This is a genomic window from Streptomyces ipomoeae 91-03, from assembly GCF_000317595.1.
Lineage (GTDB): Bacteria > Actinomycetota > Actinomycetes > Streptomycetales > Streptomycetaceae > Streptomyces > Streptomyces ipomoeae.
Map to the genome: position 1 here is coordinate 28,955 of NZ_AEJC01000061.1, position 22,856 is coordinate 51,810.

General features: G+C 70.0%; 23 protein-coding genes and 1 pseudogene. 15 read left to right on the forward strand and 9 right to left on the reverse strand.

What is annotated here, in order from left to right:
- Positions 1 to 3: 3 nt before the first annotated feature.
- From STRIP9103_RS45890 to rpmB, 5 genes and pseudogenes are all read right to left on the reverse strand, one after another.
- A pseudogene (locus STRIP9103_RS45890) lies at positions 4 to 541 on the reverse strand (hypothetical protein).
- Between the two features lie 31 nt (positions 542 to 572).
- The gene (locus tag STRIP9103_RS03760; RefSeq protein ID WP_009297970.1) at positions 573 to 1,136 is read right to left on the reverse strand and encodes a DUF4232 domain-containing protein; all 564 of its coding nucleotides are present in this window, start codon (positions 1,134 to 1,136) and stop codon (positions 573 to 575) included.
- Between the two features lie 243 nt (positions 1,137 to 1,379).
- Positions 1,380 to 1,907 (reverse strand): hypothetical protein, encoded by a 528-nt coding sequence (locus STRIP9103_RS03765; protein ID WP_009298013.1) that lies wholly within the window; start codon positions 1,905 to 1,907, stop codon positions 1,380 to 1,382.
- A gap of 413 nt (positions 1,908 to 2,320) precedes the next feature.
- Positions 2,321 to 2,626 (reverse strand): 30S ribosomal protein S14, encoded by a 306-nt coding sequence (gene rpsN, locus STRIP9103_RS03770; protein WP_009297943.1) that lies wholly within the window; start codon positions 2,624 to 2,626, stop codon positions 2,321 to 2,323.
- Between the two features lie 13 nt (positions 2,627 to 2,639).
- The gene (gene rpmB / locus STRIP9103_RS03775) at positions 2,640 to 2,876 is read right to left on the reverse strand and encodes a 50S ribosomal protein L28 (protein ID WP_009298042.1); all 237 of its coding nucleotides are present in this window, start codon (positions 2,874 to 2,876) and stop codon (positions 2,640 to 2,642) included.
- A 62-nt stretch (positions 2,877 to 2,938) separates the two neighbouring features.
- Between rpmB and rpmG the strand changes: the two genes are divergently transcribed.
- From rpmG to STRIP9103_RS03800, 5 genes are all read left to right on the forward strand, one after another.
- The gene (gene rpmG / locus STRIP9103_RS03780; protein WP_009297985.1) at positions 2,939 to 3,103 is read left to right on the forward strand and encodes a 50S ribosomal protein L33; all 165 of its coding nucleotides are present in this window, start codon (positions 2,939 to 2,941) and stop codon (positions 3,101 to 3,103) included.
- A gap of 6 nt (positions 3,104 to 3,109) precedes the next feature.
- Positions 3,110 to 3,361, forward strand: coding sequence for a type B 50S ribosomal protein L31 (locus tag STRIP9103_RS03785; RefSeq protein ID WP_009298076.1), 252 nt, complete (start codon positions 3,110 to 3,112; stop codon positions 3,359 to 3,361).
- A 5-nt stretch (positions 3,362 to 3,366) separates the two neighbouring features.
- Positions 3,367 to 4,722 (forward strand): GTP-binding protein, encoded by a 1,356-nt coding sequence (locus tag STRIP9103_RS03790; protein WP_009298020.1) that lies wholly within the window; start codon positions 3,367 to 3,369, stop codon positions 4,720 to 4,722.
- 5 nt (positions 4,723 to 4,727) lie between these two features.
- Positions 4,728 to 4,961, forward strand: coding sequence for a 30S ribosomal protein S18 (gene rpsR, locus STRIP9103_RS03795; protein ID WP_009298089.1), 234 nt, complete (start codon positions 4,728 to 4,730; stop codon positions 4,959 to 4,961).
- A 468-nt stretch (positions 4,962 to 5,429) separates the two neighbouring features.
- Positions 5,430 to 5,696, forward strand: coding sequence for a DUF397 domain-containing protein (locus STRIP9103_RS03800; RefSeq protein WP_009298007.1), 267 nt, complete (start codon positions 5,430 to 5,432; stop codon positions 5,694 to 5,696).
- A 73-nt stretch (positions 5,697 to 5,769) separates the two neighbouring features.
- Here STRIP9103_RS03800 and STRIP9103_RS03805 read toward each other — a convergent pair whose 3' ends face one another.
- Positions 5,770 to 6,264 carry an ATP-binding protein gene (locus STRIP9103_RS03805; protein WP_009297975.1) on the reverse strand — a complete coding sequence of 165 codons (495 nt, stop codon included), beginning with the start codon at positions 6,262 to 6,264 and terminating at the stop codon, positions 5,770 to 5,772.
- A 432-nt stretch (positions 6,265 to 6,696) separates the two neighbouring features.
- On the opposite strand from STRIP9103_RS03805, the gene STRIP9103_RS03810 reads away from it, so the two are divergent.
- From STRIP9103_RS03810 to STRIP9103_RS03840, 6 genes are all read left to right on the forward strand, one after another.
- On the forward strand, positions 6,697 to 7,521 hold the full coding sequence (locus STRIP9103_RS03810) for a helix-turn-helix domain-containing protein (RefSeq protein ID WP_048819632.1): 825 nt from the start codon (positions 6,697 to 6,699) through the stop codon (positions 7,519 to 7,521).
- A 171-nt stretch (positions 7,522 to 7,692) separates the two neighbouring features.
- The gene (locus tag STRIP9103_RS03815; RefSeq protein ID WP_009297987.1) at positions 7,693 to 9,153 is read left to right on the forward strand and encodes an aldehyde dehydrogenase family protein; all 1,461 of its coding nucleotides are present in this window, start codon (positions 7,693 to 7,695) and stop codon (positions 9,151 to 9,153) included.
- Positions 9,154 to 9,274: 121 nt separating this feature from the next.
- Positions 9,275 to 9,916 carry a PadR family transcriptional regulator gene (locus tag STRIP9103_RS03820; RefSeq protein WP_048819633.1) on the forward strand — a complete coding sequence of 214 codons (642 nt, stop codon included), beginning with the start codon at positions 9,275 to 9,277 and terminating at the stop codon, positions 9,914 to 9,916.
- 127 nt (positions 9,917 to 10,043) lie between these two features.
- Positions 10,044 to 11,021: an ATP-binding cassette domain-containing protein gene (locus tag STRIP9103_RS03825; protein ID WP_009298037.1), complete on the forward strand. Its 978-nt coding sequence runs from the start codon at positions 10,044 to 10,046 to the stop codon at positions 11,019 to 11,021.
- On the forward strand, positions 11,018 to 11,779 hold the full coding sequence (locus STRIP9103_RS03830) for an ABC transporter permease (protein WP_009298025.1): 762 nt from the start codon (positions 11,018 to 11,020) through the stop codon (positions 11,777 to 11,779). The genes STRIP9103_RS03825 and STRIP9103_RS03830 overlap by 4 nt, the downstream gene beginning before the upstream one ends.
- A gap of 746 nt (positions 11,780 to 12,525) precedes the next feature.
- A complete protein-coding gene (locus STRIP9103_RS03840; RefSeq protein ID WP_009298041.1) occupies positions 12,526 to 14,466 on the forward strand; it encodes a helix-turn-helix domain-containing protein in 1,941 nt (646 codons plus the stop codon).
- A 250-nt stretch (positions 14,467 to 14,716) separates the two neighbouring features.
- On the opposite strand, the gene STRIP9103_RS03845 is transcribed toward STRIP9103_RS03840, so the two are convergent.
- The gene (locus tag STRIP9103_RS03845) at positions 14,717 to 15,061 is read right to left on the reverse strand and encodes a hypothetical protein (RefSeq protein WP_009298084.1); all 345 of its coding nucleotides are present in this window, start codon (positions 15,059 to 15,061) and stop codon (positions 14,717 to 14,719) included.
- Between the two features lie 384 nt (positions 15,062 to 15,445).
- Here STRIP9103_RS03845 and STRIP9103_RS03850 point away from each other — a divergent pair, with 384 nt between their 5' ends.
- Positions 15,446 to 16,207, forward strand: a complete 762-nt coding sequence (locus STRIP9103_RS03850; RefSeq protein WP_009297999.1) for a MerR family transcriptional regulator — start codon at positions 15,446 to 15,448, stop codon at positions 16,205 to 16,207.
- Between the two features lie 159 nt (positions 16,208 to 16,366).
- Positions 16,367 to 17,296, forward strand: coding sequence for a DedA family protein (locus STRIP9103_RS03855; protein ID WP_009298008.1), 930 nt, complete (start codon positions 16,367 to 16,369; stop codon positions 17,294 to 17,296).
- A gap of 127 nt (positions 17,297 to 17,423) precedes the next feature.
- On the opposite strand, the gene STRIP9103_RS03860 is transcribed toward STRIP9103_RS03855, so the two are convergent.
- Together STRIP9103_RS03860 and STRIP9103_RS03865 are read right to left on the reverse strand one after the other, a co-directional pair.
- Entirely contained in the window at positions 17,424 to 19,151 is a 1,728-nt protein-coding gene (locus STRIP9103_RS03860) for a threonine/serine exporter family protein (protein ID WP_181810936.1), read from the reverse strand.
- 153 nt (positions 19,152 to 19,304) lie between these two features.
- On the reverse strand, positions 19,305 to 19,796 hold the full coding sequence (locus STRIP9103_RS03865; protein ID WP_048819635.1) for an inorganic diphosphatase: 492 nt from the start codon (positions 19,794 to 19,796) through the stop codon (positions 19,305 to 19,307).
- Positions 19,797 to 19,875: 79 nt separating this feature from the next.
- Between STRIP9103_RS03865 and dacB the strand changes: the two genes are divergently transcribed.
- Together dacB and STRIP9103_RS03875 are read left to right on the forward strand one after the other, a co-directional pair.
- A complete protein-coding gene (gene dacB / locus STRIP9103_RS03870; protein WP_009298064.1) occupies positions 19,876 to 21,519 on the forward strand; it encodes a D-alanyl-D-alanine carboxypeptidase/D-alanyl-D-alanine endopeptidase in 1,644 nt (547 codons plus the stop codon).
- Between the two features lie 165 nt (positions 21,520 to 21,684).
- The gene (locus STRIP9103_RS03875; protein WP_009298072.1) at positions 21,685 to 22,809 is read left to right on the forward strand and encodes a zinc-dependent metalloprotease; all 1,125 of its coding nucleotides are present in this window, start codon (positions 21,685 to 21,687) and stop codon (positions 22,807 to 22,809) included.
- The last annotated feature ends 47 nt before the right edge of the window (positions 22,810 to 22,856 follow it).

A 22,856-nucleotide genomic window follows, 5' to 3' on the forward strand; every position in this document is an offset into this window, starting at 1 on the left:
TCGTCACCGCGTGCTGCTGCCGGGCGCGAGCAGGCTGGTGAGCTCGGCGATTGCCTTGGGGAACGGCTTGAAGCAGCGGCGGACCTTCTCCGGCTTCTTGTGCCGAGACTTCGCCATGAGCATCAGCGGCGAGGCGCCCTGCTCGCCGAGGTGGGTCAGGGCGGAGCGGCGGTACTCGTGCAGATCCCAGCCGGTACCGGGTCCGCGCACCGAGGTGTGCCGACCGTCTCGTAGAGCATCCGGTAGAAGGTCTCCTCCCGCATGTGGACCTCTCGCCGCATGTGGACCTCGCGGCGGGCGATCAGCCGGTCGATCACCATCTCGATCGTGCCGGGGTTTCCGAGCCCGGCACGGCGAGCCGTTTCGCCCGGGTCGGCACGGCGGGTGCGTCGTGGTCGCCCTCGCGGCACCAGGCAAGCCAGGACAGCACCGCCGCCGGCGGCCGGGCCTCGCCGAGCCGCTCGGCGGTCTTGCCCACCCCGATCCCGTGGTTCCGGACCGAGCGGGCGTCGCCGGTCGGCAGCTGCACGATGGTGGGCACCGCTTTTCCCCAACCCCCGCGAACCCCTGAGTCAGTCGCCCGCCGGCAGGAACGGCCCCACCGTCGCGTCCAACGCGTCCTCGGACTTGACCGCGACCTCGGGGTCCGGCCACTTGAAGCCGTTCGCCTCGCTGTCCCCGGGCAGGGTGACCTTCAGCGAGTCCACCGCGGCGCTCTTGGCCGTGTCACCCGCGACCCCGCGTACGTACGAGACCGTGAAGGTCGCCGTCTGAGCCGCCTCCAGCTTGAGCTCGGTGTCCTGCGACACGCCCTCCTGCGGCTGGAGCTTCCAGGACTTGTCACCGGCGGACAGCTCGACAGTGGGGGCGCCCTTCAGGGTGCAGGCGGCGTCACCCTTGTTGGTCACCGTGACCGGCACGGCACCCTCGTCCCCGGCGGCCGGCGCGGCACTGCTGGGACCGACCTCCATGGCGAGGCCCTTCGCCGTACAGGCGCCACCGGAGCCACTGGCACCCGTGGTGGCGGTGTCCCCGCCGTTTCCACCGCCGTCCCCGTCGTCGCTGCCACTGCTGCAGGCGGTGAGCGTGAGGGCCGCGAGGAGCGCGGCGGCGGTGGCGAAGGAAGCGGTGCGCATGAAGTCGGTTCCCGGGGGTTCATGGCTGCTGTCGCAGCCGGTGGTGGAGGGTGTGCGAACGGGCCGCGAAACCCGGAGGTTCCGCGGCCCGCCCGACAAATGATCCACGATCCGAGGCTCGCCGTAGTCACGATCCACAAACCACTCGCGGCTCGCCCCGGACATGATCTACGCCGTCGACGACCCGGTGGTCGTCGTTTACGACCCGGCGGTCGCCGCCGTCCACAACCCGGCGGCCGTCACCTACGACCCGGCGGTCGCCGTCGGCAGATCCGTCGGCAGCCCCGAGGGCAGCGCCCCCTCGGTCTTCTGGAACGTCTCCTTGCCGACATCGCCCTCCCACGTGATGGTGAGCGACTTGGAGCTGACGGAGTCGACCATGCCCTCGGTGCGGTCCTTGCTGCCGTCGGTGCACTTGAGGCCGATCATCCGCATGTTCGCCTCGTCGGTCACCTTGCCGCTGCACACCGAGGTGCCCGCGAAGACCGCGGCCTCGTCGCCGTTCACGAAGAGGGCGACCGCCTTGCCGTCGGTGGTGGCCAGCCAGTTGCCCTGCAGTTCGGACTGGGCGCCGGAGGAGCCCCCGGAGCCGCCGTCGCCGTCAGCGGCCTCCGTCGCCGACGGGATGGCCGACGGCTCCTTGGCCTCGGAGCCGCCGTCGTCACTGCTGCACCCGGTCAGTACGAGCGCGGTTGCCAGTCCGGCCGCCGCGACCGCGACACGCATGCGCCGACGAGCGGACGTCGCCCTCGTCACGGTCCTTGCCGTCATCGCCGTACTCACTGCAGGTCTCCCAAAGGTCTGGCCGGATCCGGTCGCCGCGGCGACAGCGGCAAGCTACCAGGACGCGCTCTCCGAAAGATGGCCGGGAACTGTGAGAACCACTCACCGGAACTGTGACGACGAACCGGACGCCTCCCCGAGAACCAGACGCCTCCTCGAGAACCGAATGCCTCTCGAACGCCCGGATGCCTCTCCGGGAACCGGACGCCTCCCCGGGAACCGGACGCCTCTCGAACGCCCGGATGCCTCCCCGGGAACCGGACGCCTCTCGAACGCCCGGATGCCTCCCCGGGAACCGGACGCCTCTCGAACGCCCGGACGCCTCCCCGGGAACCGGACACCTCCCCGAACGCCCGGACGCCTCCCCGAACGCCCGGGCGGCCACCAGGACGCCCGGGCGGCTACCAGGACGACTTCCGCACCCCCGGCAGGAACCCCGCGTGCGCCTGCTCCCGCAGACTCACCCGGGACAGCCCGAACGCCCGGAAGTAACCGCGCGGCCGGCCGTCGGTCTGGTCCCGGTTGCGTACGCGGGTGGCGCTGGCGTCACGCGGCTGCCGGCCCAGTTCCCGCTGGGCGGCGGCCCGTTCGGCATCCGTCGAGGACGGCCGCCGGATGATCTCCTTCAGCTCGGCCCGCCGCTCGGCGTACCGCGCCACGATCTCCTGCCGCTTCTCGTTCTTCGCGATCTTGCTCTTCTTCGCCATCGGACCCGTCCTCTCAGATCTTCACGCCACGGGCACGGATCCGTGCCACGGCGGCCTCGACGCCGATCACGTCCACGGTCTTGATCCCCTTGGCGCTCAGCCGGAGGCGGACGTACCGGTTCTCGCTGGGCAGCCAGTACCGCTTCGACTGGATGTTCGGGTCGAAGCGGCGGGAGGTGCGCCGGTGGGAGTGCGAGATCCGGTTGCCGAAGCCGGGCTGGGCGCCGGTCAGCATGCAGTGGGCGGACAAGGGTGATGCACCTCTCTCTGGCGGGTGGTGTAAATGGAATTCATTTTCAGTAAGGTACCAGCATGGCACGCAACGAACTCCGTCCGGTCATCAAGCTCCGGTCCACGGCCGGCACCGGCTACACCTACGTCACCCGCAAGAACCGCCGGAACGACCCGGACCGGCTGACGCTGCGCAAGTACGACCCGATGGTGGGCCGGCACGTCGACTTCCGAGAGGAGCGCTGACCCGCGATGAAGAAGGGCATCCACCCGTCGTACGGGCCCGTCGTCTTCCGGGACCGCGCCGCGAACCACGCCTTCCTCACCCGCTCGACGATGACGAGCGAGAAGACGATCGAGTGGGAGGACGGCAACACGTACCCCGTGGTCGACGTCGAGATCTCCAACGTCAGCCACCCCTTCTACACGGGCACCGCGCGTGTGCTGGACACGGCGGGGCGCGTGGAGAAGTTCGAGAAGCGGTACGGGAAGAAGCGGGGCTGACGGACGTGACCAAGCTGTCTGTCGCGATCGTCGGCGGTCTGCACGCCGATGCCCGGCGGGCCGCCGTGGAGGCGCTGCTCGCCGGGGTCCCGGGCAGCGTCGCGCTGCACCACGACCTGTCGACCGCGACCGACGGTCCCGACGCCAAGGTCGTCCGGACCGTCCGGGACGCCACGGGCCTCGTCTCCACCGGCGAGACCCCGCTCGTCAACGACTGCGCGTGCTGCGCCCTCCGCGAGGACCTCGTCCCCGAGCTGGAACGGCTCGCCGACGCGGGCCTGACCCGGCTCGCCGTGGTCGAACTGTGGGACTCGGTGGAGCCCAAGGCGATGGCCGAGGTGGTCGCGGCCGGCGGGCTGCGGCTCACCTCGGTCATCACGGCCGTGGACCCGGCCCTCCTTCTGCCCTACCTCGCCAACGGCGACGACCTGGCCGAACGCGGCCTCGCCGCCGCCACCACCGACCAGCGCACCGTCGCCGACACCTTCGCCCGCCAGCTGGAGTACGCCCCCGTCCTGGCCGTACTGGACTCGCCGGAGGCCGACGACGAGGACAGGGCCCTGCTCGCCCAACTCCACCCGACGGCCCACCGCGTCCCCATCGAGGGCGACGACGCCGGACACGGGGCGGACACATGGGTGAACTGGTTCGAGGCGCGCGTTGCCGAAGAGGGCGCGGGCAGCACCGCCAGAAGCGCGGGGCAGCATCCATCCGCGGCTACGCCGCGTTGGGGGTCCCCCCGCTCGAGCGAAGCCGAGAGCGGTGGAGCGACCGGCCACGACGCACCCGCACCCGACGACGTACAACAACCCCCACGGCGCTCCCCGGCGCTCGTCGCGGCAGCCTTCGCCGGTTTCGACGTAGAGGCGGCTGCCGCGGCCCAGCACCCCGCCTGCGCCCTCCTCCCCACCGACGCCGACGAACACGGCGTCACCACACTCGTCTGGCACCGCACCCGCCCCTTCCACCCCGAGCGCCTCTACGCCGCCCTCGAAGACCTGTGCTGCGCGGCGGCCCGCAGTCGGGGCCGGTTCTGGCTGGCCGAGCGCCCGGACACCCTGCTGCACTGGGACGCCGCCGGCGGAGCCCTCTGCGTGGAGTCGGCCGGCCCCTGGCTCGCCTCGCTCCCGGACGCGGCGTGGGACATGGTCCCGCCGGTACGCCGTGCCGCCGCCGCCCTCGACTGGCACCCGGAACACGGCGACCGCTGCCAGCACCTCGTCTTCACCTCCCCGGGCCTGGACCGTGACGGACTCGAACGGCTCCTGGAGTCCTGCCTGCTCACCGACGCCGAGTACGCCGCCGGGCGCGACGCCTGGGAACGGTTGCCGCGCCCCTTCGACACCTTCCTGGAGGTCTGACCCCGATGGTCCGCAAGCACGAGCGCAAGCCCGCCAAGTCCCGCCCGAACCCGCTGGACCAGGCCGGGATCACATACATCGACTACAAGGACACCGACCTGCTGCGCCGCTTCATCTCCGACCGCGGCAAGATCCGCAGCCGCCGGGTCACCCGGGTCACGGCCCAGCAGCAGCGCCAACTCGCCCGCGCGATCAAGAACGCCCGGGAGATGGCCCTCCTGCCGTACTCCTCCCGCTGAACCCGCGGTCGACCATCGACCGCGCCCCCTGACCGCCACTCACCGCCCACCGTCCACCACCCCCACCCGGCCCCGGGGAGGTCCCACCACCTCCCCGGGGCCGCTCGTTTTCCGCCAACCTGCGGGCGTTCGCACCTTCTCGCTGAACGGCACAGCCCTGAACAGCGTGCGTAGCTATGACGAGACCGCGCCGGAAAGCCGACTCGGCCCCGAATGGAACAGGAACGCCCCGTCATACGTCTCACAGATGCCGTAACCGAGGGCAGTTGTCGTAACCGAGGGTCATGGCTCGTGCACGTGCATCTGCCAGTGCATGCGCATATGCATCTGTCCATGCATCCGCACGTGAACAAAGCTATGATCCGGGGCAGTTGACCGCAGCATCAGCAACACCAATGGCCACACCAGAGCCAGTGCGCACCAGCACGCACACCACTGCACATCACTGCACCACCCGGGGAGCTACCTGTGGACCACGACGTGTACGGCGTGGATGACGTGTACAACGGCATGGCCGCGACGGAGCTGACCGAGCTCCACGCGGTGGCCTGGCAGAAGAGCCGGCACAGCAACTCGCAGGGGAACTGCGTGGAGTTCGCACGGCTGCCCGGCGGCGACGTGGCGGTGCGCAACTCCCGCTTCCCGGACGGCCCGGCGCTCGTCTACACCCGCGCCGAGATAGAGGCCATGCTCCTGGGCGTCAAGGACGGCGAGTTCGACCACCTGGTCGGATAACACCTGCTCACGGGCGCGGCGTCGGCCGCCGTGACACGCGTAGAACCGCGGCGCCGAAAAGCGCCGCGGTTCCTCATCGGTCGGACCGCCCGGCGGTCACCGGGGGCACCCGGAACAGCGCCCACACCACCTTGCCGCTGAGCGTGCCGGCCAGCGGATGCCAGCCCCAGCTGTCCGCGAACGACTCCACCAGGAACAGTCCGCGCCCCGACTCCGCCGAGAAGTCGTCCGAGTCGCGCGCGACCGGGCTGTCGTGGCTGGGGTCGCGCACCGCGCACACCAACCGCTCCGTCCAGCGCATCAGATGCAGCCGTACGGGAGGTTCCTGGGCGGGGCCGGCGCCGGCGGCCGTGGGCAGGCCGTGGCGCAGCGCGTTGGTGACGAGCTCCGAGACCACGAGGCATATGTCGTCGAACCGGTCGCCCATGTGCCACTGGTCGAGGGTGCCCCGGGTGAACTGTCTCGCCTCGCGCACCGCTTCGTAGCGGGGCGGCAGCGCGCAGGACGCGGCGTTGGACACGGTCGCGGGATCAAGTGGTGGAAGTCCCTGCCGTAAGGGTTCGAGCATGGTCGATCCATTCGTCCCCATGCGAGGCACTCCCCGTGATCGATCGCGGTCGTTGCGAGACAGCAGCGGTGGCGCGGGACCATGGTTTCCGATGCGTACAGCAGATGCAAGGGCAGATGCACGTGCACGCGCCCGAAATGGACCCTACGGTACCGCTTCCTGGACATTTCTTCCGCCCTCTTGTTGCCGGATGCCGGGCACCGCCGGACGGCTCTCTGGCCGTTCCCTGTGTTTTCCGGTCAACTCCCGCCGGTTGCCCGACCGCCGCACCCCACGCGTACCCCCCGTCTCACCTGTTGAAGACTTTCCATTTCTGTAACCGGACGAGTGCGGATCGGAGTGATTTAGTGGCAGACTGCGGCCCTTGAAGAAGGTTGGGGAGGCTGGACGAACGTGGGCGCCGGTGAATCGAGTGGGTCGGTGGTGAGGCGGATGCTGCTGGGCTCGCATCTCAGGCGGCTGCGCGAGGCGCAGGGGATCACCCGGGAGAAGGCCGGGTACTCGATCCGCGCCTCCGAGTCGAAGATCAGTCGTATGGAACTCGGCCGGGTCAGCTTCAAGACCCGTGACGTGGAGGACCTGTTGACCCTCTACGGCGTCACCGACGAGGCCGAGCGCAACTCCCTTCTCTCCCTCGTCAAAGAGGCCAACGTCGCCGGCTGGTGGCACAGCTACTCGGACGTCCTGCCCAGCTGGTTCCCCACCTACGTCGGCCTCGAAGCCGCCGCGCACCTCATCCGGTCGTACGAGGTGCAGTTCGTGCACGGCCTGTTGCAGACCGAGGCGTACGCGCACGCGGTCGTCGCCCGGGGGATGAAGGGCGCGAGCGAGGCCGAGATCGACAAGCGGGTGGCCGTGCGCATGGAGCGTCAGAAGTATCTGGTCGCCGAGAGCGCCCCCGAGTTCCACTGTGTCCTCGACGAGGCCGCGCTGCGCCGCCCGTACGGCGACCGGGAAGTGATGCGGGGCCAGCTCCAGCATCTGATCGAGATCTCCGAGCGCCCGAACGTACGGCTCCAGGTGATGCCGTTCAGCTTCGGCGGCCACTCCGGCGAGAGCGGCGCCTTCACCGTGCTCAGTTTCCCGGAGTCCGACCTCTCCGACGTCGTCTACCTCGAACAGCTCACCAGTGCCCTGTACTTGGACAAGCGCGAGGACGTCACCCAGTACGAGCGGGCGATCAAGCAGCTCCAGGACGACAGCCCGTCCCCGGCGGAGAGCCGGGACCTGCTGCGGGGTCTGCTGCAGCTCTCCTGAGCGGCGGCGGTCTGCCTGCTCCTGAGCGGCGGCGGTCTGCCTGCTCCTGGGCGTCGGCGGCCTGCCTGAGAGTCTTCGCAGAGTCCCCCGATTAACTCTCCAACTCCCTTTTCTCAGAAGTACGATGACGTGTGATCAATCTTTGATCAATGCCGACTGATTGAGGATCACATGTCGTCCTACTTCACCGACCTGGCCCAGCAGTACATCGGCGGGGAGTGGCGCCCGGGCTCCGGTTCCTGGGACATCATCGACTTCAATCCGTACGACGACGAGAAGCTCGCGTCGATCACGATCGCCACGGTCGACGAAGTGGACGCGGCCTTCAGGGCCGCCGAGGCCGCCCAGAAGGAGTGGGCCAAGGTCAACGCGTACGCGCGGCGCGCCGTCTTCGAGAAGGCCCTGCGGCTCATAGAGGAGCGCGAGCAGGAGATCACCGAGGTGATCATCGCCGAGCTCGGCGGTACGCACCTCAAGGCCGGCTTCGAACTGCACCTCGCCAAGGAGTTCCTGCGTGAGTCGATGCATCTGGCGCTGCGTCCCGAGGGCCGGATCATCCCCTCGCCGATCGACGGCAAGGAGAACCGCCTCTATCGCGTACCGGTCGGCGTCGTGGGTGTCATCAGCCCCTTCAACTTCCCCTTCCTCCTCTCCCTCAAGTCGGTCGCCCCGGCCATCGCCCTCGGCAACGGCGTGGTGCTCAAGCCGCACCAGAACACCCCGATCGCCGGCGGCACCCTGCTCGCGAAGATCTTCGAGGACGCGGGCCTGCCGGGCGGTCTGTTCAACGTCGTCGTGACCGACAGCGCCGAGATCGGCGACTCCTTCATCGCGCACCCGGTCGCCAAGCTGATCTCCTTCACCGGCTCCGACCGGGTCGGCCGCCATGTCGCCACCGTCTGCGCCTCGCACTTCAAGCGCTCGATCCTCGAACTGGGCGGCAACAGCGCACTGGTGGTGCTCGGCGACGCGGACATCGACTACGCCGTCGACGCGGCCGTCTTCTCCCGCTACGTCCACCAGGGCCAGGTCTGCATGGCCGCCAACCGGGTCCTGGTCGACCGTTCGATCCGGGCCGAGTTCACCGAGAAGTTCGTGGCGAAGGTGAAGATCCTGAAGGTCGGCGACCCGCGTGACCCGCAGACGGTCATCGGCCCGGTCATCAACTCCCTCCAGGCCGACTCCGTCACGGCCGTCGTCGAGCAGGCGATCGCCGAGGGCGCCACGGCCCTCGTCCACGGCACCACCACCAACAACCTCGTCGAGCCGTCGGTCCTCACCGACCTCCCGGCCGACTCGCCCCTCCTCCAGCAGGAGGTCTTCGGCCCCGTCGTCTTCCTCATCCCCTTCGACGGGGAGGAGGAGGCCGTCCGCCTCGTCAACGACACCCCGTACGGTCTCAGCGGCTCCGTCCACACCGGGGACATCGAGCGCGGCGTCGCCTTCGCCAAGCGGATCGAGACCGGGATGTTCCACGTCAACGACGGCACCGTCCACGACGAGCCCCTCGTCCCCTTCGGCGGCGAGAAGCACTCCGGCATCGGCCGCCTCAACGGCGAAACCACGGTCGACGTCTTCACCACCCAGAAGTGGATCTCGGTCCAGCACGGGCGGAGCCACTTCCCGTTCTGACGGCCGCTCCGGCGCGTGAGCCGATCCCGGTCCCTGGGGCGAGGAGCGGCGGCTTTCGAGGTCGTCGCCCGTCCGCGGGGCCCGGCCTGCCGTTGACCTCCTGCGTCCTACTCTGGACCCCATGTCAGTGATCCGTCTTCTCGTGCTCGCCGCCGTGCGTCAGCACGGGCGGGCCCACGGCTACCAGGTGCGCAACGACCTGGAGTACTGGGGCGCGCACGAGTGGTCCAACGCCAAGCCCGGCTCGATCTACCACGCTCTGAAGCAGATGGCGAAACAGGGCCTCCTGCACGCGCACGAGATCGCCCCCTCCACCGTCGGCGGACCGCCCCGTACCGAGTACGAGATCACGGAGAAGGGCACCGAGGAATACCTGAGGCTGGTGCGCGAGTCCCTCACCACCTACGACCAGAAGCCGGATGTGTTCTCCGCCGCGCTCGGCTGCATGGTCGACCTCGACCGCGAGGAGGTCCTCGGACTCCTCGCGGAGCGGGTGCGGGGCATCGAGGAGTGGCGCAAGTCGGTCACCGAGTACTACACGCCCGAGGAGGGCCCCGAACAGCTCGGCCACATCGGCGAGATCATGAACTACTGGGTCACCTCCGCCGACACCGGCGCCCGGTGGACCCGCGGCCTCATCGAACGCATCCGCGCCGGCGCCTACACCTTCGCCGGCGAGGGCGACCCGTTCGTCGGCGTCCTGGCGGAGGGCCAGAAGAACCCGTACGCGACGGAGAACCGCTACCCGGAGGATGACTGCTGACCAGGCAGGACGTCCGCTGAGTGGGTTTACCGCTCGACCGGTGGCTTGTTAATCAAGTTTGACTAGTGCGGGACCTCGGACTTATCTTCAACTCCAAGTAGTCAAGTTTGACTAACAAGGGGGTCTCATGGTCGACTCGGCGATCACTGTCGAAGGGGTACGCAAGAAATACGGCGGCAAGGGCGGCAAGGTCGCTCTCGACGGGCTCGACCTCCTGGTCGCCCGCGGCACCGTGCACGGGGTGCTCGGGCCCAACGGCGCGGGCAAGACGACCCTGGTCCGGATCCTGTCGACCCTGCTGAAGCCCGACGCGGGCCGTGTCGAGGTGGCGGGCCACGACGTGGTGGCACGCGCGCGTGAGGTGCGTTTCCGTATCGGCCTGCTCGGCCAGCACGCCGCACTCGACGAGGAACTCGGCGGTCGGCAGAACCTGGAGATGTTCGGCCGCCTCTACCACCTGGGCAACCGCCACGCGCGCGTGCGGGCCGCCGAACTCCTGGACCGCTTCGGTCTCGCCGGCACCGGCCGCAAGCCCGTCAAGCAGTACAGCGGCGGCATGCGGCGCCGCCTCGACCTCGCCGCGTCCCTGATCAGCGAACCGGAGGTGCTCTTCCTGGACGAGCCCACGACCGGCCTCGACCCCCGCGGTCGCGCCGAGGTCTGGGACTCCGTACGGTCCCTGGTCGGCGGCGGTACGACGGTCCTGCTCACCACCCAGTACCTGGAGGAGGCCGACCAACTCGCCGACCGTGTCTCGGTCGTCGACGGGGGCCGCGTCATCGCCGACGGCACGGCGGACGAGCTGAAGAGCGCGCTCGGCGGCGACCGTATCGACGTGGTCCTGCGCGACGCCGGCCAACTGGGCGCCGCCGTGGCGCTGTTGCCCGTCCCCAAGGACGACATCGCGGTGGACGCCGACCGCCGCCTCCTCAGCGCCCCGGTCACCGACCGCATGACGGCCCTCTCCGCCGTCGTACGGGCCCTGGAGGAGGCCGGTGTCGAGGCCGAGGACATCGCCCTGCGCCGTCCGACACTCGACGAGGTGTTCCTGCACCTCACCGGGGACGGCAGGGCCGAGGACCACCGGGTGAAGGAGGCCGTGTGACCACGTACGCCCTGACCGACTCCTGGACCATGACCCGCCGCGAACTCGCCCACTGGGCGCGGCAGCCGGTGCAGTCGGTCGTCCAGATCGTCTTCCCCGTGATGCTGCTGCTGATGTTCGGCTACCTCGTCGGCGGCGGTCGCGGAGTCACCGGCGACTACCTCGACTACCTGTTCCCCGGCATGCTCGCGCTCACCATGGCCTTCGGTCTGGAGGGCACGCTGCTCGCCGTCACCCAGGACCTCAACAAGGGGGTGATCGACCGCTTCCGTGCCATGCCGATGACCAACGGGGCCGTCCTGGTGGGCCGTTCGATCGCGGACATGCTCCAGTCCGCGCTGGGCATGACCGTTCTCATCGGCGTCGCGTACGCGCTCGGCTGGCGCGCGCACGGCGGGCCCGGCGCCTTCTTCGGCGCGCTGGGACTCCTCCTGCTGTTCCGTTTCGCCATGCTGTGGATCGGCATCCACCTGGCGATGGTGGCCGGAAAACCGGAGCTGGTGACGGCCGTTCAGATCCTCGTCTGGCCGGTCGGCTTCCTCTCCAACGCCTTCGCCACCCCCGACTCCATGCCCGGCTGGCTCGGCACGGCCGTCCAGTGGAACCCCCTGTCCCACACCGCGACAGCCGTACGCGACCTCTTCGCCGCCCCGAGTGGAGAGCCGGGCCACATCTGGCCCGCCACACTGTGGCCCCTGACCCTGCTGGCGGTCTTCTTCCCCCTGGCGGTACGGAGGTTCACACGGCTGAGCAAATAGCCCGAGCGGCCAGATGCACACCTGGTCCGCCCCACGGTTGAGGACGGGGTCGGAGGGCTGGGGGAGGGGGGCTGTTGGGTTGGGGGGCGATGGGGGAGTTGGGGCCGATGGGGGCCGGGGGTGCTGTTGGGCTGGGGCCGATGGGTGGGTCGGGTGCCGCTGGGGGAGTCGGGGTCGGTGGGGCGCTGGCGCCGAGGGGGGAATTGAGGGCTGATGGGATGCCGGGGCCGATGGGGGAGTCGGGGGCGTTGTTGGGCCGGAGGCCGATGCGGGGCTGGGTGTGATGTCGAGCCAAGGGCCGAGGAGGGGCTGGGTGTGATGTTGAGCCGGAGGCTGATGGGGGAGTTGGGGGGGGGCGATATTGGGCCGGAGGCCGATGGGGGCGGGGCCGGGGCCCGCTGGGGGCTGAGTGCCGATGCGGTGCTGGGGGCTCGGCCCCCGGGCCGGTTCGGGGTCGAAGGGGCAGAGCCCCTGGGGGATGGGACGGGTAGGGGCGGCGGGGGCGAGAAAACCCGGCCGCACCCCCGACCCGTCGAAGGTGGCCCCGAGGACACCCACGACCCGACGGCGTTCTCGTCGCACGACGCGGCGGCGGATCGATGGGCGGCTCCGCCGCGCGGGAGCGACCAGCCCCCACCCATCCATTACGCTGACGCGGGGGCACCGTGGGCGTGGCAAAAGCACACACGGCGGACGGAGTTCGGTGATCTGCGGATCCACAAGTGTCCCGAGGGAGGACAGCGGAGTTGCCCACCCTTGAGTACCTGATCAAGGAAAGGCCGCAGCTGAGACTGCGGTTCCTCCAGCCCGCCCACTCGTCCCGCTTCGGCCCGACCAGGGTCACCGAGGTCGTCGCACGACCCATGGCCGACCTTCAACACGGGCTCGCCGACTCCTCGACCGGAAACGGGACGCTGTTCCTGGTCTCCCTGGACACCCCCGCGCCGTCACGGCCCACCGCCCAGGCCCTCGACCACCTGATCCGACTGCTGGCCCGGCACAAGGCGGCCGGGCTCGTCCTGGCCGCCCACGGCCAGGACCTGCACGCCCTCCCGGAACCCACCCAGGCGGTCGCGAACAGCCTTGAACTCCCCCTGCTGACGACCTCCGCGGAGGCCACCGCGTGGGAGCGGGTCAACGAGGATCTACAGGTACAGCGCGCCCGGTTCGCGGAGCGGCAGGTCGAGCACCTCGACGGGCTGCTCAGCCGGTTGCCGACCCGGCTCGCCGACCCCACGGCGACCCGGCGCATCGCCGACTGGCTCTCCGTGGCCCTGGACGCGGAGGTCCTCGTCACCTCGGCCCGGCGCGGTGTCCTCGCGGCGGCCCCGGACAGCGCGCCGGCCGGACTGGCCCACGCCGTGATCACCGAGACCCACAACGCCACCCCGCCGGGGCCCGGTGCCATGCACACCCGGATCGTGTCCATCTCCCCCGGCGCTCCCGACTCCGACGACGAGGCACGGCTGGCCATCGCCTCGCACACCCCCTTCGACACCGCCGCCGCGACGCTGATCCAGCACGCGGCGAAACTCCTCGGCCTGTGCGACCAGGCCCGCCGGGAGCACCGGACCGAGGTCGAGACACCGCGCTCGGTACGGCACGCCGCGTTCCAGCTGCTCATGCGGGGCGAGACGGTGCTGGCGCAGGTCGTCTACACCGGCGCCGCGCAAGCCCTGCTGGACACGGAAACCGCCCGGGTCTACGTGGTCGACACCGGCCCCCACGACCGGGAGGACACCCTGCGGTGGTGCGAGAGGGCCCTGGCGGACCAGGCCATCGTGTCGGCCTGCCCGGGCAAGCCGAAGCACATCCTCGTCCTCGACCCCCTGCGTGAGCACGACCGGGTCGAGACGGTCCTCAGGGACCTGATCGCGGAACGCCAGGGCCATCTGATGGGCCAGAGCCGACTGCACCCGCTCGCCGAGACCGCCGTCGGCTACATGGAGGCACTGTCGGCGGTGGGCAACGCGGCGGCGACCCCGCAGCGAATAAGTCTGGGCGGGTCCGAGGTCAAGTTCGCCCCGCTGCTGCCCAGAAGAGAGGCCAAGGCCTGGGCCGCCCACCTCATGGCCCCGCTCCTGAACGACTTCACCGGCCGTGGCGACGAGCAGAAACTGCTGCTCGAAACCCTCCCGACCGCCCTGAGCTTCAAGCACACGGAAGCCGCCGGCGGCCTCGGTGTCCACCGCAACACGGTCACGCAGCGGCTCAACAGAGCGGGAAAGATCCTCTCCCTCGACCTCCGCGGCTCGATGAACGACCGCGTCCTGACCCTTCTCGCGCTCGACATACTGGCCCTGCCGAACCCGGACGACGACCCGGCGGACCCCGTCGACGCCCCCGACTTCGCCGCGCTGATGATGACCGGCGCCGCCGACGGCACGGTCAAGGCCTGGGCGGAGGACCGGCTGGGACCCGTACAGGCCGATCAGCGGGATCTCGTGGAGACCCTCTGCGTATGGCTGGAAAACAATCTCAGCACCAAGGAAACGGCACGCGCCCTCGGCCTCTCGGAGGCCACCGTCCGCAATCACACCCGGGACGCGGCCACGCTCCTCGGCATGGACTTCTCCACGAAGATGATCGGCGTCCACGACACGGATGTGATGACCGTCGCGGACATCGCCCTCGCCCTGCACGTCCTGCTCGGCCGCCCGCCCCTGACCCAGCCGCCCCGCCCCTGACCCCACCACCGAGCCTCCGGCGTCTCCGGCATCTCCGGCGTCTCCGGCCGGGAAGCCTGCGCACGTGCCCCAACACATGCGCAGGCGATCATGGTGATTCCGGTGATCCAGTGAGCCATGACCCCTGATCCGTGATCCGTGACCCGTGATCCGATGACCCGTGACCCGTGACCCGTGACCCGTGACCCGTGACCCGTGATCCGTGATCCGATGACCCGGTGATCACGGCCGTCCCGGAGCGGCGACCGACTCACGAGGCCGGTACGTTCACCCGCCACAGCACGAGACGGGCCCCCTCGGCCCCGGCACGCGGACGGTGGACGTGGTTCGCCGGCCGCATCCACAGCTCACCCGCCCGGTGCTCGGTGCCGTCCTCGTCGACGATGCTTCCGGCGACGATGTGCGCGGCCTCCGCGAAGTCCTCGTGCAGGCACTCATGGCGCTCCGAGTCGGGCGGCCACACGACGAGATGAGCGGTGAACCTGCCGCCGTCGCCCGCGAAGAGGGGCACGATCGACAGCTGCGAGCCGTCCACCCCCTCCGACGCGGCGCTGATGCTGGCGAACGAGACACCCTCGACGTTGCTCTGGGTCAAGGAAGTTCCTCTCATGGGGGTGGAGGGCCCGAGAGAGGCGCCACTGTCCCGCCCATGGACGATCCGCTGGCCCGCACCCCCGTGACGGGCCACGCGTCTCGCCCACGGAACCAGCCGATCGAGCAGCGACCGATGTCCCGGCCTCACGACGGGACGGTTCCGGTTGAACGAGACCCACCCTAGGAAGCCCGCCGGGCAGTGGACCATTGCACAAGTGCACGGTCTGCGGGGCGCGGCTTCGCGGAGTGCACTGCGAACCGCCTCCGCCGCGTACGCAGTGCGTTTCGACAACCCGGCGACGTAGCGAAGTGCACGGCTTGCACCTCACGTGGCGTGAGGACCCAGCCTGGAGCGCGTACCGAGAAAGGGACAAGGGAGCGGAGCATGAGCTACACCGTGGGACAGGTCGCCGCATTCGCCGGGATCACGGTGCGCACCCTGCACCACTACGACGAGATCGGCCTGCTCGTACCGGGCGAACGCACCCACGCGGGCCACCGCCGCTACGGCGACGCCGACCTCGACCGGCTCCAACAGATCCTGTTCTACCGGGAGCTCGGCTTCCCCCTCGACGAGGTCGCGACCCTGCTCGACGACCCGGGCGCGGACCCGCGCGCACACCTGCGCCGCCAGCACGACCTGCTGACCGCCCGGATCGAGAAGCTGCAGAAGATGGCCGCGGCCGTGGAGCACGCCATGGAGGCACGCAAGATGGGCATCAACCTCACCCCCGAGGAACGGTTCGAGGTGTTCGGGGACAAGGACCCCGAACAGTACGCCGACGAGGCGGAACAGCGCTGGGGCGGCACGGAGGCGTACGCCGAGTCGCAGCGCCGTGCCGCCTCGTACACCAAGGAGGACTGGAAACGCCTGATGGCCGAGGCGGACGACTGGGCCGAGCGCTACACGGCCCTGATGGCCGAGGGCGTGCCGCCGACCGGTGAGCGGGCCATGGACATGGCAGAGGAGCACCGGCGGCATATCGGCACGTGGTACTACGAATGCCCGTACGAGATGCATCAGTGCCTCGGCGAGATGTACGTCTCCGACGAGCGCTTCAAGGCGTTCTACGACTCCATGCGCCCCGGCCTCGCGGAACACCTGAAGGAGGCCATCACCGCCAACGCGGCCCGTCGCCGCCCCTGATCCCCCGGCCGACGGCACAGCTTGGTCTCAGTGCGCGCACAGTGCACTCTGGGGGAGCCGGTGGAACCTAGTGGGGTGACCGAGCGTTGATAGCGTTGGTCACCCCTTTGGGTCCATGCCCAAGGCCTTCACTTCCCTCACCCCCAGGAGCCCGGAACCGTGACGACGATCGCCCTCGGACCGAGCTGGCTGGACCCGGACTATCTGCTCGACTCATTCGGCATCTGGGGCCTGCTCCTGATCGTGTTCGCCGAGTCCGGCCTGCTCATCGGCTTCTTCCTGCCCGGTGACTCGCTGCTGTTCACGGCCGGCATGCTGATCACCGCCAAGACGCTGGACTTCCCGCTGTGGCTGGCGATCGTGCTGATCTGCGTCTCCGCGATCCTGGGCGACCAGGCGGGCTACATGTTCGGCAAGAAGGTCGGCCCCGCCCTCTTCAAGCGGCCGGACTCCCGCCTCTTCAAGCAGGAGAACGTCACCAAGGCCCACGAGTTCTTCGAGAAGCACGGCCCGAAGTCCCTGATCCTGGCCCGCTTCGTGCCCATCGTGCGCACGTTCACGCCGATCATCGCGGGCGTCAGTGGCATGCGGTACCGCTCGTTCCTCGTCTTCAACGTCGTCGGCGGCATCCTCTGGGGCGCGGGCGTCACCCTCCTCGGCTCCTGGCTCGGCCAGATCGACTTCGTCCGCAAGAACATCGAGGCGATGCTGATCCTGATCGTCCTCCTCTCGGTGCTCCCGATCATCTTCGAGTTCTGGAAGGCCAGGAAGGCCAAGAAGAACCAGCCCGCGCCCGCCCCGGCCCCCCAGGTCATGGACGACGCGACCACCCAACTCCGCCGCATCCCGTCGGCCGACCAGAACCCCGGCCGGCCGTACCACCAGCAGGCCCCGCAGCAGCAGCCGTACAACCAGAACCAGACCTACGGCAACGAGGGCTACGAGAACCAGGCTTACGGAAACCAGCCCTACGGCAACCAGAACCACCAGGACTACGGCTACCAGCAACAGCCCCAACAGCAGCCGTACGCCCAGCAGTATCCGCAACAGCAGCAGTACCCCCAGGACCAGAACTACCCGCAGTACTGACAACCAGGACCCCGCGCCCCTTGTCACCGAGGGGCGCGGTGGTTTTTCAGGGGCGCGGGGAACCGCGCGACCAGCCACGACGAAGCCGCGGTCGCCAACAATCCAGTCGTCCACGAGCCATTGGGCGCTAGAACCCCCGGGTCCGTTTCGCGGCCTTCCGCCCCGCCCGAGCCGCCCCCGGCAGGAACAGCCGGAACAACTCCGACCCCAGGTTCACCCCGATGGCGATGGCCATGGCCAACGCCGCAGCCTTGGTGAGCGAAACCAACCCCGCGTCCACATCGTTCTGCGCCAGCCCCAACAGCCCGAAATACGTGGCAGACCCCGGCAACAGGGGCCCGATCGCGGCCGTCGTATAAGGCAACGCGGACGCGAACCGATACCGGGACAACAGCTGCCCGAACAGCCCCACCACCCCGGCAGCCGCAGCGGTGGAGACCACCGGCGAGATTCCCCCGGCGTAGTGCATGGCACCGTAAACGGCCCAGGCGACACCCCCGTTGAGGGTCACCGCCAGCACGGTGGATCGTTCCTGCTGAAGCAGCACCGCGAAGGTCAGCGACAACAGCATCGAGGCGACGAGCTGCCACACCGGCCGCTCGATGTCGCCGAGCGCGGCGTCGGGGTTGAGCTCGGCGCCCAACTGCACGCCGAAGTAGAGGACCACCAGCACCCCCACCACGATGCCCACGAAGAGATACAGGACCTCCAGCAGCCGGGCGGAGGCGGTGATGTAGAACCCGGTCAGCCCGTCCTGGACACCGGCCACGAGCGCCCGCCCGGGCAGCAGCGCGAACAGCCCACCGGTGATGACGGCGGACGCCGCCACGTCGACGCGCGCCACGGTCAGCGTCACCCCGATCGCCGCCGGGGGCATCGCGGCGACCAGGAACTGGTAGAACTCCGGCAGCCCGCGCCCGGAGCACAGCCACGCGAGCCGGTCGCCGAGCATGGCGCCCAGCGCGGCGGCGACGAAGACGACGGCGTCACCGCCGACCAGCGTGGAGGCGGCGCCCGCGAGCAGTCCGCTGGACGAGGTCAGGACCCAGCCGGGATATGGGTGCCGGTTGCGCCGGATCTCGGCGAGCCGCCCGTACGCCTCCTCCAGCGAGATCGCCGTCTCCGACTCGCTGAGGTCGTCCACCAGCCGGAACACGGCCGCCAGCCGTGTGTAGTCGGTGGCCCGGCGCCGTACGATCCGGGACGCCGTGACCGGATCGTCCACGAGCGACGGCTGGTAGGTGATGGACAGCTGGGTGAAGGTGACGGTCGGCTCGCAGCGGTCCAGGCCGTAGGACCGGCACACGGCGAACATCGCCGCCTCCACGTCCTCCGCGCCCTCCCCGCCGGCGAGCAGCAGTTCGCCGATGCGCAGCGTCAGGTCGAGCACACGCGGCACGGCGGGCCCGTGCTCGCCCTCCACACGCACCGGCTCCGGCGCGGGCCGCTCGGCCACCGGCATCCGCAGCATCGTGCGCATCCGGTCCTGCCAGGGCACGTCCTTGGTCAGACTGACGGCCGGTATCCCGCTGGGCGGCGTGAACGCGGGCGGCGCGTCCCTCACCCGGTACGTACGCGGCGTGCTGAACGCCGACCCCTCCGGCTCCCCGGACATCGGCTCGGGCGGCACCAGCCCCTCGGGCAGCGCGAACTCGGATGTCGTCTGCGACTCGGACTCCGTGGCGACGGCCGACACATCCAGCCCGACGGGGATCGCGAACTCCGACGTCACCGACGACTCGCCGTCGATCCCAAGGGTCCCCGGCGCCCCCGGCACCGGGGTGATGTCCACCGGTTCGAAGGCCTCACCCGCCTCGTCCGACACCGGCTTGCGGTCGCTCTCGCGCTCCGTCACTCCCACTCCGCCGCGCTCCCTGTACGACACCTCTCGGTACGCCTCAGTATGCGCACAGCTACCCCCCGATACGTACACACACGCGAACGGGCCGCGTGCCCCACGAGGGGGCACACGGCCCGTTCGAGCAAGAAGTCCACAGGGACCAGGGGGTCAGTGACCGCCCTGCTCCTTGAAGCGCTTGTACGACTTCTCGACCTCGGCCTCGGCCTCGGCGCGGCCGACCCAGTCGGCGCCCTCGACGGACTTGCCGGGCTCCAGGTCCTTGTAGACCTCGAAGAAGTGCTGGATCTCCAGGCGGTCGAACTCCGAGACGTGGTGGATGTCACGCAGGTGCTCCACGCGCGGGTCGGTCGCCGGGACGCACAGCAGCTTGTCGTCGCCGCCGGCCTCGTCCGTCATCCGGAACATGCCGATCGCACGGCACTTGATGAGGCAGCCCGGGAAGGTCGGCTCGTCCAGGATGACCAGCGCGTCCAGCGGGTCGCCGTCCTCGCCGAGGGTGTTCTCGACGAAGCCGTAGTCGGTCGGGTAGGCGGTCGAGGTGAAGAGACGACGGTCCAGGCGGATCCGACCGGTCTCGTGGTCCACCTCGTACTTGTTGCGCGAACCCTTCGGGATCTCGATCGTGACGTCGAACTCCACCGGTGGCTCCTCCATGATCAACACATAGTTCTGGTGGTTAAGTGTCCCTCACGCTGGTGTGTGATCGCGAAAGGGGCTGGTGGTCGTGCCTGAGCCGAGGGTCTGGCGGGCCGCGAGACCGCATGTGGTGCGGGTCGCGCGCGCCGTGAAACCGCGCGTCGTGCGCGTCACGCACGCCGTGCGGCCCGGCGCCGCGCGCGTCGCACAGGCCGTGAAACCCGGTGTCGTACGCGCCGCGAGCGCCGTCACAGCCGGCTCTTCGCAGCTCGCGAGGGGTACGAAGAAGCTCACGACCCCCCAGCTCACCGCCTGCGCCGCCACCCTGGGACTGGTGCTCTCCGCCGGGGTGGTGACCGCCGCCGGACCCTGGGACTCCTCCGGTCAGCGTACGGCCGAGCACGACTGGGCCGCGTCGCGGGGTCGCCAGGGTGGCGCAGATCACGGACGTAATTCCGGTACGTCGTCCGGGTCCGCGGGGGCGCCCAAGCCCGCGCCGAGCGCCCCCTCCGTGCTCGCCGCGCTGGGCGGCGCCGCCGGCTCCGGATCCGCGCCCGGCGCCGCCGCGCTCGCCGACACCCTCGACCCGCTCCTGAGCGCCCCGGCGCTCGGCCCCCACCCCGCCGCGGCCGTCGTCGACGTGGCGACCGGCCGGCTGCTCTACGCCAAGGGCGCCGACAAGCCGCTGACCCCCGCCTCCACCACCAAGATCGCCACAGCCGCCGCGGCCCTCTCGGCCGCCGGCCCCGACCACCGCATCGAGACCCGTACGGTCCTCAAGCCCGACTCCGCCGACGTCGTCCTCGTGGGCGGCGGCGACCCCACCCTCACCGCTCGCGAAGACGGCGCCGGCAATGCGAGCCTGCGCACCCTCGCCGACAAGACGGCCGCCGCCCTCGCCGAGCGCCACCTGAACGAGATCACCCTCACCTACGACACCTCCCTCTACGAAGGCCCCGAACTCCACACCATCGGCGTCGACGGCAACATCGCCCTAGTCACCCCGCTGATGGTCGACGAGGCCCGCCTCGACGACTCCACCAGCGGCACCGCGACCCGCTCCACCGACCCGGCGGCGGACGCGACCGCGAAATTCGCGGCCCTCCTGGAGGACCGGGGCATCAAGACCACCTCGAAGGGCTCCGCCAAGGCGGCGAAGAACGCCGACGAGCTCGCCTCGGTCTCCTCCCCACCCCTCTCGGCCCTCGTCGAGCGCATGCTCACCAACAGCGACAACGACATCGCCGAGGCCCTGGCCCGCCAGGTCGCGATCGCGACGGGCGAACCGGCGAGCTTCGAAGGCGGCGCGGCGGCGATCAAGAAGCAGCTGAAGACACTCGAACTCCCCCTGGACGGCGTCGACTTCGCCGACAGCAGCGGCCTCAGCCGGGGCAACGAACTCACCGCCGAATTCCTCACCACCCTCCTGGCCGCCTCCGCGACCCCGGCCCACCCCGAACTCCGCCCAGTCCTCACCGGCCTCCCCGTCGCCGGCTTCACCGGCACCCTCACCGGCCGCTACACCCCCGACGCCTCGGGCACCGGAGTGATCCGCGCCAAGACCGGCACCCTCACCGGCGTCAACACCTTGGCGGGAACGGTCGTGGACGCCGACGGCCGCCTCCTGGCCTTCGCGTTCCTGGCCACGGACACAACAGACCGAGAGGCAGCCCCAAAGGCCTTGGACGCGGCAGCCTCGGCGGTGGCAGCCTGCGGTTGCCGCTGACCGTGGAGTGATCGCACTCTGGAAAGCCGGGGCGCAGCCCCGTGCTTCAAGGGGCGCGGGGAACTGCGCGAGCAACCACAGACCACCCGCACCCGGAGAACAACAGGCACCCACCCCCCACCTCACGGCCTGCCCCAAGCGGCAGCGCTCCCGTACGGTTGAAGAATGACTCGCATCGGTGGTGCCGAGATGGTCGACTGGAATCTCGCGGTGGCGACCGCGACCCGGCTGGTACGGCCGGGCCCCGAGGTGAGCCGCGACGAGGCCCGGGCCATCGTCGCCGAGCTCCGCCGACACGCGAAGGCGTCCGAGGAGCACGTCCGCGGGTTCACGCGGATGCTCCCCGACACGGCCGACGACACACCTGTCCTGGTCGTCGACCGCCCCGGCTGGGTCCGGGCCAACGTCGCAGGCTTCCGTGAGCTGCTGAAGCCGCTGCTGGACAAGATGCAGGAACGTCGCAGCGGCACACCGGGCGGGGCCGTGCTGGGCGCGGTCGGCGGCAAGGTCACCGGCGTGGAGCTGGGGATGCTGCTGTCGTTCCTGTCCTCCCGCGTCCTCGGCCAGTACGAGACGTTCGCCCCGGCGACCCGTGACCTTCCGGCCGGGGAGAACGGCGGCGGCCGGCTGCTGCTGGTCGCGCCGAACATCGTGCACGTGGAGCGCGAGCTCGACGTGGAGCCCCATGACTTCCGCCTCTGGGTCTGTCTGCACGAGGAGACGCACCGGACGCAGTTCACGGCGGTGCCCTGGCTCAGAGACCACCTGGAGGGCGAAATCCAGTCGTTCTTGGGGGAGACCGAGGTCGACCCCATGACCTTCCTGGAGCGCATCCGGGAGGCCGCCCAGTCACTCGCGGGTGGCCGACCCGAGGGAGAGGCGGGCGACGACGGTCACTCGATCGTGGAGTTGGTACAGACCCCGGCCCAGCGGGAGATCCTCGGCCGCCTCACCGCGGTGATGTCGCTCCTGGAGGGACACGCCGACTTCGTGATGGACGGCGTGGGCCCGGCGGTCGTGCCCTCGGTCGCCGAGATCCGCGAGAAGTTCCAGCAGCGGCGCGCGAAGGGCGCCTCACGCCTGGACCTCGCCCTGCGCAAGCTGCTGGGTTTGGATGCCAAACTCAGGCAGTACCGGGACGGGGAGCGGTTCGTACGGGCGGTCGTCGAACAGGTCGGCATGGACGGTTTCAACCGGGTGTGGACCTCCCCGAACACCCTGCCGACCAAGGCGGAGATCGCCAAACCGGCGGATTGGATCGCGCGGGTGCACCGCAAGGCCGAATCGTGAGCTGCGCGTGAGCGTGGTGAACGAATCCGGCCGACGGCGGGCGAACG

Coding starts and splice junctions, on each gene's coding strand:
- STRIP9103_RS03850 (WP_009297999.1), top strand. CDS start 15,446: ATGAGCTACACCGTGGGACAGGTCGCCGCATTCGCCGGGATCACGGTG.
- STRIP9103_RS03785 (WP_009298076.1), top strand. CDS start 3,110: ATGAAGAAGGGCATCCACCCGTCGTACGGGCCCGTCGTCTTCCGGGAC.
- STRIP9103_RS03815 (WP_009297987.1), top strand. CDS start 7,693: ATGTCGTCCTACTTCACCGACCTGGCCCAGCAGTACATCGGCGGGGAG.
- rpmG (WP_009297985.1), top strand. CDS start 2,939: ATGGCACGCAACGAACTCCGTCCGGTCATCAAGCTCCGGTCCACGGCC.
- STRIP9103_RS03820 (WP_048819633.1), top strand. CDS start 9,275: ATGTCAGTGATCCGTCTTCTCGTGCTCGCCGCCGTGCGTCAGCACGGG.
- rpsR (WP_009298089.1), top strand. CDS start 4,728: ATGGTCCGCAAGCACGAGCGCAAGCCCGCCAAGTCCCGCCCGAACCCG.
- STRIP9103_RS03875 (WP_009298072.1), top strand. CDS start 21,685: ATGACTCGCATCGGTGGTGCCGAGATGGTCGACTGGAATCTCGCGGTG.
- STRIP9103_RS03805 (WP_009297975.1), bottom strand. CDS start 6,264: ATGCTCGAACCCTTACGGCAGGGACTTCCACCACTTGATCCCGCGACC.
- STRIP9103_RS03765 (WP_009298013.1), bottom strand. CDS start 1,907: ATGACGGCAAGGACCGTGACGAGGGCGACGTCCGCTCGTCGGCGCATG.
- rpsN (WP_009297943.1), bottom strand. CDS start 2,626: ATGGCGAAGAAGAGCAAGATCGCGAAGAACGAGAAGCGGCAGGAGATC.
- STRIP9103_RS03825 (WP_009298037.1), top strand. CDS start 10,044: ATGGTCGACTCGGCGATCACTGTCGAAGGGGTACGCAAGAAATACGGC.
- STRIP9103_RS03760 (WP_009297970.1), bottom strand. CDS start 1,136: ATGCGCACCGCTTCCTTCGCCACCGCCGCCGCGCTCCTCGCGGCCCTC.
- STRIP9103_RS03810 (WP_048819632.1), top strand. CDS start 6,697: ATGCTGCTGGGCTCGCATCTCAGGCGGCTGCGCGAGGCGCAGGGGATC.